The sequence below is a fragment of the Microbacterium sp. CH1 genome (genome assembly GCF_001595495.1).
Lineage (GTDB): Bacteria > Actinomycetota > Actinomycetes > Actinomycetales > Microbacteriaceae > Microbacterium.
On the sequence record NZ_LOSO01000011.1, the window covers coordinates 688,438 to 701,456 of the forward strand.

The 13,019-nt window shown below is 70.9% G+C and carries 11 protein-coding genes and 1 tRNA gene; 2 read left to right on the forward strand and 10 right to left on the reverse strand.

Going from position 1 to position 13,019, the window contains the following annotated elements; genetic code table 11:
* Nucleotides 1-112: 112 nt before the first annotated feature.
* Entirely contained in the window at nt 113-964 is an 852-nt protein-coding gene (locus AUV07_RS06720; protein ID WP_062634794.1) for a class II glutamine amidotransferase, read from the forward strand.
* 61 nt (nt 965-1,025) lie between these two features.
* On the opposite strand, the gene AUV07_RS06725 is transcribed toward AUV07_RS06720, so the two are convergent.
* The 9 genes from AUV07_RS06725 to AUV07_RS06765 all read right to left on the reverse strand — a co-directional run bounded on the left by AUV07_RS06725 (nt 1,026) and on the right by AUV07_RS06765 (nt 10,640).
* Nucleotides 1,026-1,097, reverse strand: a tRNA-Gln gene (locus AUV07_RS06725).
* Nucleotides 1,098-1,197: 100 nt separating this feature from the next.
* On the reverse strand, nt 1,198-2,703 hold the full coding sequence (gltX, locus tag AUV07_RS06730; protein ID WP_062634796.1) for a glutamate--tRNA ligase: 1,506 nt from the start codon (nt 2,701-2,703) through the stop codon (nt 1,198-1,200).
* A 29-nt stretch (nt 2,704-2,732) separates the two neighbouring features.
* Nucleotides 2,733-3,497, reverse strand: coding sequence for a class I SAM-dependent methyltransferase (locus AUV07_RS06735; protein WP_062634799.1), 765 nt, complete (start codon nt 3,495-3,497; stop codon nt 2,733-2,735).
* Nucleotides 3,494-4,753 carry an MFS transporter gene (locus AUV07_RS06740; protein WP_062634801.1) on the reverse strand — a complete coding sequence of 420 codons (1,260 nt, stop codon included), beginning with the start codon at nt 4,751-4,753 and terminating at the stop codon, nt 3,494-3,496. Before AUV07_RS06740 ends, AUV07_RS06735 begins: the two co-directional genes overlap by 4 nt.
* A complete protein-coding gene (locus AUV07_RS06745) occupies nt 4,750-5,529 on the reverse strand; it encodes a fumarylacetoacetate hydrolase family protein (RefSeq protein WP_062634803.1) in 780 nt (259 codons plus the stop codon). Before AUV07_RS06745 ends, AUV07_RS06740 begins: the two co-directional genes overlap by 4 nt.
* Before the next feature lie 115 nt (nt 5,530-5,644).
* The gene (locus tag AUV07_RS06750; RefSeq protein ID WP_062634805.1) at nt 5,645-6,625 is read right to left on the reverse strand and encodes a type IV toxin-antitoxin system AbiEi family antitoxin domain-containing protein; all 981 of its coding nucleotides are present in this window, start codon (nt 6,623-6,625) and stop codon (nt 5,645-5,647) included.
* A gap of 190 nt (nt 6,626-6,815) precedes the next feature.
* Complete coding sequence (locus tag AUV07_RS06755; protein ID WP_062634807.1) at nt 6,816-7,916, reverse strand: branched-chain amino acid aminotransferase; 1,101 nt, start codon at nt 7,914-7,916, stop codon at nt 6,816-6,818.
* A 62-nt stretch (nt 7,917-7,978) separates the two neighbouring features.
* On the reverse strand, nt 7,979-9,022 hold the full coding sequence (locus AUV07_RS06760; protein ID WP_062634809.1) for a 3-isopropylmalate dehydrogenase: 1,044 nt from the start codon (nt 9,020-9,022) through the stop codon (nt 7,979-7,981).
* A gap of 82 nt (nt 9,023-9,104) precedes the next feature.
* The gene (locus AUV07_RS06765; RefSeq protein WP_062634811.1) at nt 9,105-10,640 is read right to left on the reverse strand and encodes an MFS transporter; all 1,536 of its coding nucleotides are present in this window, start codon (nt 10,638-10,640) and stop codon (nt 9,105-9,107) included.
* Between the two features lie 96 nt (nt 10,641-10,736).
* On the opposite strand from AUV07_RS06765, the gene AUV07_RS06770 reads away from it, so the two are divergent.
* Nucleotides 10,737-11,279 (forward strand): TetR/AcrR family transcriptional regulator, encoded by a 543-nt coding sequence (locus AUV07_RS06770; protein ID WP_062634813.1) that lies wholly within the window; start codon nt 10,737-10,739, stop codon nt 11,277-11,279.
* Nucleotides 11,280-11,352: 73 nt separating this feature from the next.
* On the opposite strand, the gene serA is transcribed toward AUV07_RS06770, so the two are convergent.
* Nucleotides 11,353-12,957 carry a phosphoglycerate dehydrogenase gene (serA, locus tag AUV07_RS06775; protein ID WP_025103283.1) on the reverse strand — a complete coding sequence of 535 codons (1,605 nt, stop codon included), beginning with the start codon at nt 12,955-12,957 and terminating at the stop codon, nt 11,353-11,355.
* Between the last annotated feature and the right edge of the window lie 62 nt (nt 12,958-13,019).

Here is a 13,019-nt window from a genome sequence, read left to right on the forward strand (position 1 = left end):
GGAGCCGGGGACAGTGGGTGACCGCGCAGCCCCGCCACACACGGTCGACCGCACGGTGGATCCCGCGTATCGTCGGGCACAGACGTGATCGGGTCGGGGACGAGGTGTCGACATGTGTCGGTGGCTGGCGTACGTGGGAGAACCGCTGCACCCGTCGGAGGTGATCCTCGACGCGCGGCATTCCCTCGTGGCGCAGTCTCTGGACTCACCCCTGGGTGCGGAGACGGTGAACGGGGACGGGTTCGGCCTCGGCTGGTATCCCGTGCCGAACCGTGACGACGCAGGGCAGCCTGTGCAGCCCGCTCTGTTCCGGAGTATGGAGCCCGCCTGGAACGATCTGAACCTGCGCGAGATCTCCCGCACGATCCGCAGCCCGCTGTTCTTCAGCCATGTGAGGGCTGCCGCGGGCCCGCCGGTCCAGCAGACCAACTGCCACCCGTTCCGGCACGCGAACTGGCTCTTCATGCACAACGGCGGCTTGGCGGACTTCCTGACCGTGAAACGCGACCTCACGCTCGCCGTCGATCCCTCCCTCTACCCGGAGATCCAGGGCACCACCGACTCTGAGGTGCTGTTCCACCTCGCCCTGACCCTCGGCCTCCAGGACGATCCGATCGCGGGGATGCGGGCGGCCATCCGCGAGGCCGAGCGCGTGGGGCGCGAGCGTGGCGTCCGCTTCCCGGTCCAGGGAACCTTCGCGGTGTCCGACGGCGCCACCGTCTGGGCATTCCGGTACTCGACGGCTGGGCGCTCCCGCTCCCTCTTCCACTCCACCGACATCGAGACTCTTCGCCGGATGTACCCCGATGCCGAACGGCTGCGCGTCTTCGGCCGCCGTGCGCACGTGATCGTCTCCGAGCCGCTGAACGATCTGCCGGGCGCATTCCTCGAGGTCCCCGAATCGACAGTGTCGATCCTCGACGAGACGGGTTATCGGTACGAGCCCTTCCTCGAAGCCGCGTGAAGAACTGAGGCCACCGTGCCGGAAAAGCAAAACCCCCGCCGGAGCGGGGGTTTTCGAAGTGCTGGGGTACCTGGACTCGAACCAAGAACAACTGAACCAGAATCAGCCGTGTTGCCAATTACACCATACCCCAAGGGCGAAACCGGAGCCTCGCACCGAGAGTCAAGCTTACCCGAGCGGCGACCGATCACCAAAACCACCGGTGCCGTGTCGCCGCTCGGGCGCGTCGCGGATCAGTGGGCGAGGAACGCCGAGAGCGCGCGCAGGCGGTGAAGCGACTCGTCCTTGCCCAGCAGCTCCATCGACTCGAACAGCGGCGGCGACACGCGGCGTCCGGTGATGGCCACACGCGGGGGCCCGTAGGCCACGCGCGGCTTGAGCTCGAGGTTCTCCACGAGCGCCGTCGACAGCGCCTCCTGGATCTTCTCCGGGGTGAAGTCGGTGACCGGCTCCAGGGCGGTGACGCAGGCGTCCAGCACCTCGGCCGCGTTGGCCGGCAGCCCCTTGAGCGCATCCGCGTCGTACGACACCTCGTCGCGGAACAGGAAGCCGAGCATGCCCGGCACCTCGCCCAGCAGCTGCACACGCTCCTGCACCAGCGGAGCCGCGCGGAACGCCAGGACCAGCTGCTCGTGGGTCGGCTCGTCGAACAGGCCGGCCGCGGCGAGGTACGGGACCGTGCGCTCCGCGAAGTCCTTCACGTCGAGCATGCGGATGTGGTCGCCGTTGATCGACTCGGCCTTCTTCTGGTCGAAGCGGGCCGGGTTGGGGTTCACGTTCTCGATGTCGAAGGCGGCGATGAACTCGTCGAGCGAGAAGACGTCGCGGTCCGGGCCGATCGACCACCCCAGGAGCGCGAGGTAGTTCAGCAGGCCCTCGTGGATGAAGCCGCGCTCCCGGTGCAGGAACAGATCGGCCTGCGGGTCGCGCTTGGAGAGCTTCTTGTTTCCGGTCTCCCCCAGCACGAGCGGCATGTGGGCGAACCGCGGCACGAACGTCGTCACACCTGCGTCGATGAGAGCGGCGTAGAGCGAGAGCTGTCGCGCGGTGGACGGCATGAGGTCTTCGCCGCGGAGCACGTGGGTGATGCCCATCAGCGCGTCGTCGACGGGGTTCACGAACGTGTACAGCGGCACGCCGTTGGGGCGCACGACGACGAAGTCCGGGAAGGAGCCGGCGGGGAAGGTGACCTCCCCGCGGATGAGATCGACGTACGTGAGGTCCTCGTCCGGCACCCGCAGGCGGAGGGCGGGCTGCCGGCCCTCGGCGCGGAAGGCGGCCTTCTGCTCATCGGTGAGGTCACGGTCGAAGTTGTCGTAGCCGAGCTGCTTCGCGCGGCCGTTGGCCTCGTTGCGGGCGTCGATCTCCTCGGCCGTCGAGTAGCTCTCGTAGAGCGCGCCCGTCGCGAGGAGCTTGTCGATGACCTCGCGGTAGATGTCGTGCCGCTCGGACTGGCGGTACGGGGCGTGCGGGCCGCCGACCTCGACGCCCTCGTCCCAGTCGATCTTCAGCCACGTGAGCGCGTCGACGAGCTGGCGGAAGCTCTCCTCGCTGTCGCGGGCGGCGTCGGTGTCCTCGATGCGGAACACCATCTTCCCGCCGTTGTGGCGGGCGTACGCCCAGTTGTACAGAGCCGTGCGGACCATGCCAACGTGCGGCAGCCCTGTCGGGGAGGGGCAGAAGCGGACGCGGACGTCGGCGCCGCTGGCGGTCGTGGTGAGGGGATGCGGAGTAGCCATAGCCCTTCGATTCTACGGGTGCGTGCCGGTCAGCCCCGGCGCGAGACCGCCACGGCCGCGCGGTGCTCCAGGAGCATCACCGTTCCCACCCGATGCGCCGCGACGGTCTCCTCGAACCCCGCGCGGAACCGGGATCGCTCGGCCGAGGAGAGGCCGGCATACTGCGCCCCGGCGCCGGCCACACCCCCCTCGACCGAGACCCACAGGGCGTCCGGATCGGCGGGCCAGGTCCAGGTGTGCTCGCTGACCGCCACCTCCGGGAGTCCGGCCTCGACAAGCATGGCCGCGAAGCCGTCCGCGGTGCGTGCGAAGTCCTCCTCGGCCGGAAGCCTCTCCCCCGCAGACGGCCGCAGCCCCGCGCGTTCGACGACCTCGGTCCAGAACCACGACGGGGAGCGGGTCCAGGTCGTCGCGGCGACCGCTTCCCGTGCGACCCGCCCCAGCTCGCGGGCGGCGGTCCGCGGGGAGGAGACGTGGTTCAGCACGAAGTTCGCCACGACGGCGTCGACGGAACGATCGGCGAACGGCAGCGTCGGCAGGCCGCCGTCGATGATGCGCAGCGTCGGGTGCCGCCGGCGGGCGACGGCGCGCATTGTCGGCTCGGGTTCGCAGGCCGTGACGTTCCACCCCAGGCCGGCGAAGCGGTCCGCGAGGCCACCCTCGCCCGCCCCGACGTCGAGGAGGCTGCGACCCTCCGCTGGTCCGAGGGCTGCGGCGAGGACATCGACCGTGCCCGCGCACAGGGCGGCGTACGAGGCGGCATAGGCTTCCCCGACGCCGTCCCAGGCTTTCACCGCGCGCTGCTCCGGGCAAGCGGCGACAGCGCGACGATCGCGAGGACGAGCACCGAGGCCGCGATGCCGAGCCCGGCGTACTGGAAGTTCGACAGCACGACGCCGGCGAGGACCGACCCGGCGGCGGCTGACAGGCTCATCAGCGAGTCGCTGCGACCCTGCCGCCGCGTGCGGACGTCGGGTGCGGACGCCTCGGTGAGCAGGGCGGCGCCGGCGACCGTGGCGGCGCTCCACCCGAGGCCGAGGAGGATGAGCGCCACCATGACGCCCCACGCCTCGGTGCCCGCGAAGACGGCGAAGGCCAGGGCACCGCCGAGCAGAGCCTGCCCGAGCAGCACCACGCGCAGCCGCCCCCAGCGGTCGGCCAGCACGCCGAACACCGGAGAGAGCGCGTACATGCCGCCGACGTGCAGCGCGATGGTGATCCCGACGAGCGCCGAGACGTCGGCCGGGGTCGCCGCCGCACCGTGGGCGCCGTGCGCCATGTGGGACAGATGCACGGGGGTCATCGCCATGACCGACGCCATCACCACGTGCGACCCCGCGATCGCGAAGATCGCATAGCGGGCCACGCGCGGGCGGTCCGCCACGGCGGCGCTCGTCGCGGCGGCTGCCGCCTGCGCGAGTCGCTGCGCGGCGAGCAGCGGATCCGGGCGGAGGGCGACGAGGTAGAGCGCGAGCGCCGCGCACTGCGCGACGAACGAGAAGACGTACGAGCCGGTCTGCGGTGGCATGCCGATCGCCTGGCCGACGATCTCCCCCGGACCGAGCAGCAGCGGGCCCGCCACGCCGCCGATCGTCGTGGACCACACGACGATCGAGAGGTCGCGCCCACGATGCTGCGGGGCCGCGAGGTCCGTCGCCGCGAACCGGGACTGCAGGTTGCCCGCGTTCCCCGCACCGATCAGCAGGATGCCGACGAGCAGGAGCGGGAAGACGCGCACGGATGCCGCGAGGATCACCACGGCGATGCCGATGAGGGCGAAGAGATTGCCGAGGGTGAGGGCGCGACGCCGCCCGAGCCGTGCAGCCATCCGGGCGAGCGGGATCGCGCAGACCGCGGCGCCCAGGGTCACCGACGCCGTCGCGAGCCCGGACAGCGCGTCGCTGCCGGAGATGTCCGCGGCGAGCAGCGCACCGAGCGACACGGTGGCTCCGAAGGCGATGCCGCCGAGCACCTGCCCCAGCGACAGCACGAGCACGGTGCGGCGCTGGACCGCCTGCTGCTGCATCGCCGTGAGGGCGACCTCGGTCATGACGCGGGAGCGGCGTCGCGCGCGGTGTTGCGGAGGATGCCGAGCCCGGAGATCTCGACCTCGACCGTGTCGCCCGCCTCGAACGTGCCCACGCCGGCGGGGGTCCCCGTCATGACGACGTCGCCCGGAAGGAGCGTGAACACCGCCGAGGCGTACTCGATGATCGCGGCGACCGAGTGGATCATGTCGGTGAGCGGTGCGTGCTGGCGGACCTCGCCGTTCACCCGCGTCTCGATCGTGGCCTGCGCGGGGTCGAAGTCCGTCTCGATCACGGGGCCGAGCGGGCAGAACGTGTCGAAGCCCTTCGCCCGCGACCACTGCCCGTCCTTGCGCTGCAAGTCACGCGCCGTGACATCGTTGCCGATCGTGTAGCCGAGCACATGGTCGAGGGCGTTCTCCGCCTTCACGTTCTTGGCGATGCGTCCGATCACGACCACGAGCTCGCCCTCGTACTCCGTCCGCTCGGACAGCGCGACAGGACGCACGATCGCGTCGTCCGGGCCGATCACGGCGGTGTTCGGCTTGAGGAACAGCAGCGGCTCCTCGGGGGCCACTCCCCCCATCTCGGCGGCGTGGTCGTGGTAGTTCTTCCCGACGCACACGACCTTGGAGCGCGGGATCACGGGCGCGAGCAGCGTGGCCTCGGTCAGCGGGATGCGCGCGCCGGTGGTCTCGTAGCCGGAGAACATCGGGTCTCCGGCGAGGACCACGAGCTCGCGGTCGTCGATGATCCCGTACATAATGGCGTCGTCGTGGCGGAACCGAGCGATCTTCATCCCTCCACCCTAGATCCCCTGCTCCCCCGTCGAGACCCCGCTCTCTCGTCGAGACCCCGGCTCACGTGCGGAGGCGGAGCGGGGTCTCGACGCGACCCCGGGGGCTCGGCAGACCTCAGCCGGGCGGGCGGATGCCGAACGCGGCGAGCCGGCGCCCGAGGTCCTCGGGGGTGCGGATGTGCGGGGAGCCCCAGCGCACCACGCGCCACCCCGTGACCCCGCGGATCTCGTCCTCGCGGTGCTTCTCCGCCATCACCGCATCGGCCGCCGTGGGCGTCGTCCGCAGCTCCGCGTCCCGGTACTTGTCCTCTCCGTCGAACTCCCCGAAGGCCCGCGACCGCGGGAAGCCGAAGTCGGCGAAGTACCGCGCGCCGTCGGAGCCGACGACGGGGATCTGCAGATCGATGTCCCGGAAGCCGAGTCGGTGGAGCTGCAGGCGGCTCACGCTCTCGCCCGGAAGCTGCGCCCGTCCGTCGGCGAAGGCTCCGATCCACCGCGCGCGACGCACGCCCCGGAGCCCCGCCACGCACAGCCGGTCGACCTCGGCCCGCCACGCGGCGACCTCATCGTGGTCGACCTCGTGTCCGTCGATCGAGACCATCCGCAGAGCCGCGTCCCCGGCCGCGACGACGGCCTCCGGGCGCAGCAGCCGGGCGAGGTCGACCACGGTACGGATCAGCGACGTGCACCGGAGCCCGTGCCGCCGGACGATGTCGCCCTCGTCGAGCGCCATCTGGTGTCGGACGACTCCGGCCTCGGTCCTGCTGTGCCGACGGCTGCGGATCGCGGTGTGTACGTCGTCCCGGATCGGGCCCACGAGCGGCAGCCCCCAGAGCGCCGCCGCGGAGAGGTGCGAGAACACCGGACCTCCGCCGGCGCTGGCTCGACGGACGGCGCACACCCGCACGAGCTGCCTTCCCTCGGGCCACAGCTGGTCCCAGACCTCCCCGTCGACGTACGCCCCGCGGTGCACGCGTCGCAGCCTGCCGTGCGCGACCGCCTCCCCCAGCTCCCGTTCCGTGACCCCCGCGTCGAGGACCTCCTCCCGCGACCGCACGAGATCCCAGGCTTCGGAGAACGAGAGGCGCCGCGACATCCCCTCACTCTCCCCCGCCTCCTCCCCTCACCTCTCGTTCTCCACACCCCCCACCTCTCTTCCCCCACTCCCCCCGCGTTGTGCAGGAACCGTCCCAGCGCGCGAGACCCCGGGTACACGCCGAGACCCCGCCTTCCACGCGTCGACACGGCGGGGTGTCGGCGGGAAGACGGGGTCTCGGGGAATCGGGTCAGGCGTCGAGGCGGAGGAGCCAGCCGTGCTTGTCCTCGCGGCGCCCATACTGGATGTCGGTGAGCTCTTCGCGGAGCGACAGCGCGAGCTCGCCCAGCGGCTGCGGCTCGTCGAAGCCCTCGCCCACGAGCGCTCCGATCGGGGTCACGACCGCGGCCGTGCCACAGGCGAACACCTCGACGATGTCACCGGAGGCCACGCCCTCACGCCACTCGTCGATCGAGATCGGACGCTTCTCGACCGTGTAGCCGCGGTCCTCGGCGAGCTGCAGCAGCGAGTCGCGCGTGATGCCCTCGAGGATGCTGTCCGACTCGGGCGTGACGACACGACCGTCCTTGAACACGAACACGACGTTCATGCCGCCGAGCTCCTCGACATCGCGGTTCTCGTTGAGGAACACGACCTGGTCGCAGCCCTTCGCACTGGCCTCGGCCTGCGGCAGGAGGCTGGAGGCGTAGTTGCCCCCCGTCTTCGCCTTGCCGGTGCCACCGCGACCCGCGCGGGCGTAGTCCTCGGAGAGCCAGATCCGCACGGGCTTCACGCCTCCCGTGAAGTACGCACCGGCGGGGCTCGCGATCACGTAGTAGGCGACCTTCTGCGCCGCGCGCACGCCGAGGAAGGCCTCCTTGGCGAACATGAACGGCCGCAGGTACAGGCTCTGGTCGGCGCCGGACGGCACCCAGCGGCCGTCGACGGCGATGAGCTCGCGCAGCGACTGGATGAAGTACTCCGTCGGCAGCTCCGGCAGCGCCAGGCGGCGGGCGCTCGCCTGCAGGCGCGCGGCGTTGCGGTCGGGCCGGAAGGTGTGGATCGAACCGTCCGCGTGACGGTAGGCCTTGATGCCCTCGAAGATCTCCTGCGCGTAGTGCAGCACCGACGCCGCCGGGTCGAGCGGGATCGGGCCGTAGGGCTGCACGCGCGGACGGTGCCAACCGCCCTTGGCCGACCAGCAGATGTCGACCATGTGGTCGGTGAAGACGACCCCGAAACCGGGGTTCTCCAACACTTCGGCGACGCGTGCCGGCGAGGCCGCGTTCAGGTTCTTCGTCACGGCGAACTCCAGGGGAGCTACGCTCGTCTCGGCGTCGATCGTCGTCATGTCGTCATCCAATCCTCGTGGGGTGGGCGCATCCTCGCGCCCTGTCAGCCTACGCCCGCCGTTCAGAGACGGGCAGTGATCGCGGAGCCGATCTCCGCGGTGGTGCGGGCACCGCTGCGGGCGGCGATGTCCGCCTCGACCGCGGCGCTCACACGCGCCGACTCGGCCGTCAGGCCGAGGTGGTCGAGCAGCAGCGCGATGGAGAGGATCGCGGCGGTCGGGTCGGCCTTCTGCTGACCCGCGATGTCCGGAGCCGAGCCGTGCACGGGCTCGAACATCGACGGGAAGGCGCCATCGGGGTTGATGTTCCCCGAGGCGGCGAGGCCGATGCCGCCCGTGACGGCGCCGGCGAGGTCGGTGAGGATGTCACCGAAGAGATTGTCCGTCACGATCACGTCGAAACGCGAGGGATCGGTGACGAGGAAGATGGTGGCCGCGTCGACGTGCAGGTAGTCGACGGCGACGTCGGGGTGCTCGGTGGCGACCTCGTTCACGATACGCTGCCAGATCGCACCGGCGTGCACGAGCACGTTGGTCTTGTGCACGAGCGTGAGCTTCTGACGGCGGCGCTCGGCAAGCGCGAAGGCGTAGCGGACGACCCGCTCGACGCCGAACGCCGTGTTCACGGAGGTCTCGTTCGCGACCTCCTGCGGCGTCCCCTTCCGGATCGCTCCGCCGTTGCCGACGTAGGGCCCCTCCGTCCCTTCACGGACCACGACGAAGTCGACCTCGCCCGGGCCGGACAGCGGACCGGGCGCTCCGGCGAAGAGCTTCGAGGGGCGCAGATTCACGTAGTGGTCGAGGGTGAACCGGAGCTTCAGCAGGAGTCCGCGCTCGATGTTCGCGTCCTTCAGGCGCGGGTCGCCCGGCGTGCCGCCGACCGCGCCGAGGAGGATCGCGTCGTGGGCGGAGATCGCGGCGAGGTCGTCGTCGGTGAGCGTGTCGCCGGTTTCGAGGTACCGCCCGGCACCGAGCGAGAAGCGGGTCTTGTCGAACGTCACGGCGCTGTCGGCGGTGACGGCGTCGAGCACCTTCTCCGCCTCGGCGATGACCTCGGGACCGATGCCGTCACCCGGGATGACGGCCAGCTTCACGACACGCGACATGAGACTCCTTGCGCACTGCACGGGGGTGGACCGGCCGCGGCGCGACCGCGGGTCGAACGGGCCGGTCCCCCCAGCGTAGTGGTCAGTGCGTGGGTGCCTTGCGCAGTGTGACGGCCGCGATGACCGCCGCGACGACGACGAGGCCCGCACCGATGAGCGACGTGACCGTGACTCCCGAGCCGAACGCGTCGGCCGCGGCCTGCCACAGGGCGTCGCCGAGCGCGGCCGGGAGCTCGTGGGCGGCGGTGTACGCGCCGGCCAGCGTCTCCTGCGCAGCGCGCGCCACGTCCGCCGGAAGCCCCTCGGGCAGCACCAGCGCGCCGCGGTAGAACGCGGTGATGATGCCGCCGAGGATCGCGGTCCCCAGCACGGCCCCGAGCTCGTACGCCGTCTCGGACACCGCGCTCGCGGCACCCGCCTTCGCCGCGGGGGCGCTGGAGAGGATGAGCTCGTTCGAGATGGTCTCGGCCGCACCGATGCCGATGCCGAGGACGACGAAGGCGAGGATGAGCGGCGCCACACCGTGCTCGTGCGTCGTGAAGGCGACGATGAGGTACCCCGCGACGGAGAACACCAGCGCCGCCGGGATGAGCACGTGCGGCGGAACCCGCCGCGAGATCGGCACCACCGTGAGTCCGGCGACGATCATGGCCGCCATCCCGGGCACGAGAGCGAGGCCCGCGACCATCGGCGAGAGCCCCAGCACGAGCTGCAGGTGCTGCGAGACGAAGTAGAGGAACCCGACGAGGGCCACGACGCTGAGCAGGTTCACCAGGATCGCGCCCGAGAACGACCCACGGCGGAACAGCGCCATGTCGAGCATCGGGGTGTCGGCGCGGAGCTGACGGCGCACGAACAGCGTCCCCATCACGAGACCGAGCAGAGCCCATCCCCCGGCGTACAGCGACGGACCGTCGACCGCGAACGACTTGATCGCGTAGACGACCGGGATCATCGCGGCCATCGAGAGGGCGATGCTGAGCGGGTCGATGCGGCCGGGGTTCGGGTCACGGCTCTCCGGCACGAGCAGCGGCGCGGCGATGAGCAGCGGGATGAGGACGGGGACGGCGATGAGGAACACCGAGCCCCACGCGAAGTGCTCGAGGAGGAAGCCCCCGACGATCGGGCCGAGCGCGGATCCGGCGGAGAACGCGGACGCCCAGACCGCGATGGCCATGCGGCGCTGGTCGCGGTTCTGGAAGATCGACCGCAGCAGCGACAGCGTCGACGGCATCAGCATGGCGCCGAAGAAGCCGAGCAGGGCACGGGCGGCGATCAGCAGGCCCGCGGTCGGCGCGAAGGCGGCCAGCGCGGACACCACGGCGAATCCGGTGGCGCCGATGAGGAGCAGGCGGCGACGCCCGAAGCGGTCCCCGAGCGTTCCCATGGTCACCAGGAGTCCGGCGAGCACGAGCGGATAGACGTCGATGATCCAGAGCTGCTCGGCCCCGCTCGGCGCGAGCGAGATCGAGATCTCGGGCAGCGCGAAGCTCAGCACCGTGTTGTCCACCGACACCAGCAGCACCGGGAGCATGAGGACGACGAGCGCCGCCCACCCCCGAGCCCCGACGCGGGGAGCTTCCGTCTCTGTCGTCGGGATCGACGCAGTACGGGTCATGGAACACCTTTCCTTCCTGCGGACGACTCGTTACTAAACCGTCCGGCTGGTATAGTAACAGATGCCGCCCTCCCGATCCCGCTCAGAGGATGACCGATGCCCCGCCCTCCCCTCGCCCGTGAGAAGGTCCTCGACGCCTTCGAGGCGATCCTCATCGACGACGGCGAACGCGCCGCGACACTCGAGGCCACGGCGAAGGCCGCCGGGGTGTCCAAGGGCGGCCTGCTCTACCACTTCCGCTCCAAGGACGACCTGGAGGCCGGGCTCCTGGAGCGCCTCGACCACCTGACCACCCTCGATCTGGAGCGCATGCGGACCGCCGACGAAGGTCCCGTCGCGTACTACGTCCGGACCTCGGTGATGGAGGACGACGCCCTCGATCGGGCGCTCATCGCCACGACCCGGCTGGCGCAGGGCGGCTCGACCGCCGCGTCCGACATGCTCCGCGAGACCCGGCGTCGCTGGGCGGAGACGATCCGTCCGCACGTCCGCGACACCGCCAGCCTCGACCTCGTGATGCTCGTGAGCGACGGCCTCTACTTCAACAACTCGCTCGACGTGCACGGCCCGGAGCGGCTGGTCCCGCGCAGCGACGAGCTCGCCGATCTCATCGCGCTCGTGCTGCGCGCCACCGCCTGACGCCGGGTAGGGCCGCAGATACGGAGAAGGGCGGGAGCATCGCGCTCCCGCCCTTCTCCCCCGCTCTGTGGTGTCAGACCTCGGTGATCTCGATCTGGCGGAAGAGGTCAGCGTCGATGGCGCCGCGCACGTCGTCCAACAGCTCCTCGGACACGGGCGAGTCGAGCGTCAGCACGCTGAGCGCCTGGTCGCCCGCCGCGAGCCGCGAGATCTGCATGCCGGCGATGTTGATCCCGGCCTCGCCGAACTTCTGCCCGTAGACGGCCACGATGCCGGGGCGGTCGGTGTAGAGCATCACGACGTGGTGCTTCTCGATCGGCAGCTCCAGGGCGTGGTCGTTGATGCCGACGAGCTTCTCGGCCTGCTTCGGTCCGGTCAGCGTGCCCGACACCGAGAGCTGCGACCCGTCGGACAGCGCCCCCGTGAGGGTGATGACGTTCCGGTACTCCTCGCTCACGTCGTCCTTGAGCAGGCGCACCGTGATGCCGCGCTGCTCCGCCAGGAGCGGAGCGTTCACGTACGACACGGTCTCGCTCACGATGTTCGTGAACACGCCCTTGAGGGCGGCGAGCTTGAGCACGCTCACGTCGTAGTCGTTGAGCTCGCCGTGCACCTCGACGTCGAGGCTCGTGAGCGGCGACGTGGCCAGCGCCGCGAAGATCTGGCCGAGCTTCTCCACGAGCGAGATGCCGGGACGCACGTACGGGTCGATGACGCCGCCCGCGACGTTGACCGCGTCCGGGACGAGGTCGCCGCCGAGCGCGAGCCGCACCGAGCGCGCGACCGAGACGCCGGCCTTCTCCTGCGCCTCTTCCGTGCTCGCACCGAGGTGCGGGGTCACGACGACGTTCGGGAGGTCGAGGAGCGCGCGGGCGCTGCCGCCCTCGGCCGGGGGCTCGGAGGTGAAGACGTCCAGACCGGCCCCGGCGATCTCGCCGGCGACGAGCGCCTCGTGCAGCGCCTCCTCGTCGATGAGCCCGCCGCGGGCGACGTTGACGACGAAGGCGGTCGGCTTCATGGCGGCGAACTGCTCGGCGCCGATCATGCCCGTCGTCTCCGGGGTCTTGGGCATGTGGATCGTGAGGAAGTCGGCCTCGGCGACGAGCTCGTCGAGCGAGAGGAGCTGCACGCCGAGCTGCTGGGCGCGCGCCGAGGTGACGTAGGGGTCGTACGCGACCACGCGCATGTCGAAGGCGGCGAGGCGAGCGGCGACGAGAGCGCCGATCCGGCCGAGTCCGACGATGCCGACGGTCTTCTCGAAGAGCTCGGCGCCCGTGAAGGAGCTGCGCTTCCACTGCCCGGCGGACAGCGAGGCGTGCGCGGCCGGGATCCGGCGGGCCAGGCTGAGGATGTGGCCGACCGTCAGCTCGGCGGCGGAGACGATGTTCGACGTCGGGGCGTTGACGACCATGACGCCGGCCGCGGTCGCGGCCTTGATGTCGACGTTGTCGAGGCCGACGCCGGCCCGCGCGACGACCTTGAGCTTCGGCGCGTGCGACAGCGCCTCCTCGTCGATGCGGGTGGCGGAGCGGATGAGCACCGCGTCCGACTCCGCGAGAGCGGCGAAGAGCGCCTCGCGATCGGTGCCGTCGACGTGGCGGACGTCGAAGTCGGGGCCGAGCGCCTCGATCGTGGCGGGAGAGAGTACTTCGGCGATGAGCACGACAGGCTTCGGCACAGTGGATCCTTCGGGGCAGCGCGACAGGCGGGAGGGGCCGATGCGCCGCACACCGTCGGGGG

What these genes read in the sequence shown, in the direction of transcription:
- AUV07_RS06720 (WP_062634794.1), top strand. Translation starts at nt 113, where the DNA reads ATGTGTCGGTGGCTGGCGTACGTGGGAGAACCGCTGCACCCGTCGGAG.
- gltX (WP_062634796.1), bottom strand. Translation starts at nt 2,703, where the DNA reads ATGGCTACTCCGCATCCCCTCACCACGACCGCCAGCGGCGCCGACGTC.
- AUV07_RS06740 (WP_062634801.1), bottom strand. Translation starts at nt 4,753, where the DNA reads ATGACCGAGGTCGCCCTCACGGCGATGCAGCAGCAGGCGGTCCAGCGC.
- AUV07_RS06745 (WP_062634803.1), bottom strand. Translation starts at nt 5,529, where the DNA reads ATGAAGATCGCTCGGTTCCGCCACGACGACGCCATTATGTACGGGATC.
- AUV07_RS06750 (WP_062634805.1), bottom strand. Translation starts at nt 6,625, where the DNA reads ATGTCGCGGCGCCTCTCGTTCTCCGAAGCCTGGGATCTCGTGCGGTCG.
- AUV07_RS06755 (WP_062634807.1), bottom strand. Translation starts at nt 7,916, where the DNA reads ATGACGACGATCGACGCCGAGACGAGCGTAGCTCCCCTGGAGTTCGCC.
- AUV07_RS06760 (WP_062634809.1), bottom strand. Translation starts at nt 9,022, where the DNA reads ATGTCGCGTGTCGTGAAGCTGGCCGTCATCCCGGGTGACGGCATCGGT.
- AUV07_RS06765 (WP_062634811.1), bottom strand. Translation starts at nt 10,640, where the DNA reads ATGACCCGTACTGCGTCGATCCCGACGACAGAGACGGAAGCTCCCCGC.
- AUV07_RS06770 (WP_062634813.1), top strand. Translation starts at nt 10,737, where the DNA reads ATGCCCCGCCCTCCCCTCGCCCGTGAGAAGGTCCTCGACGCCTTCGAG.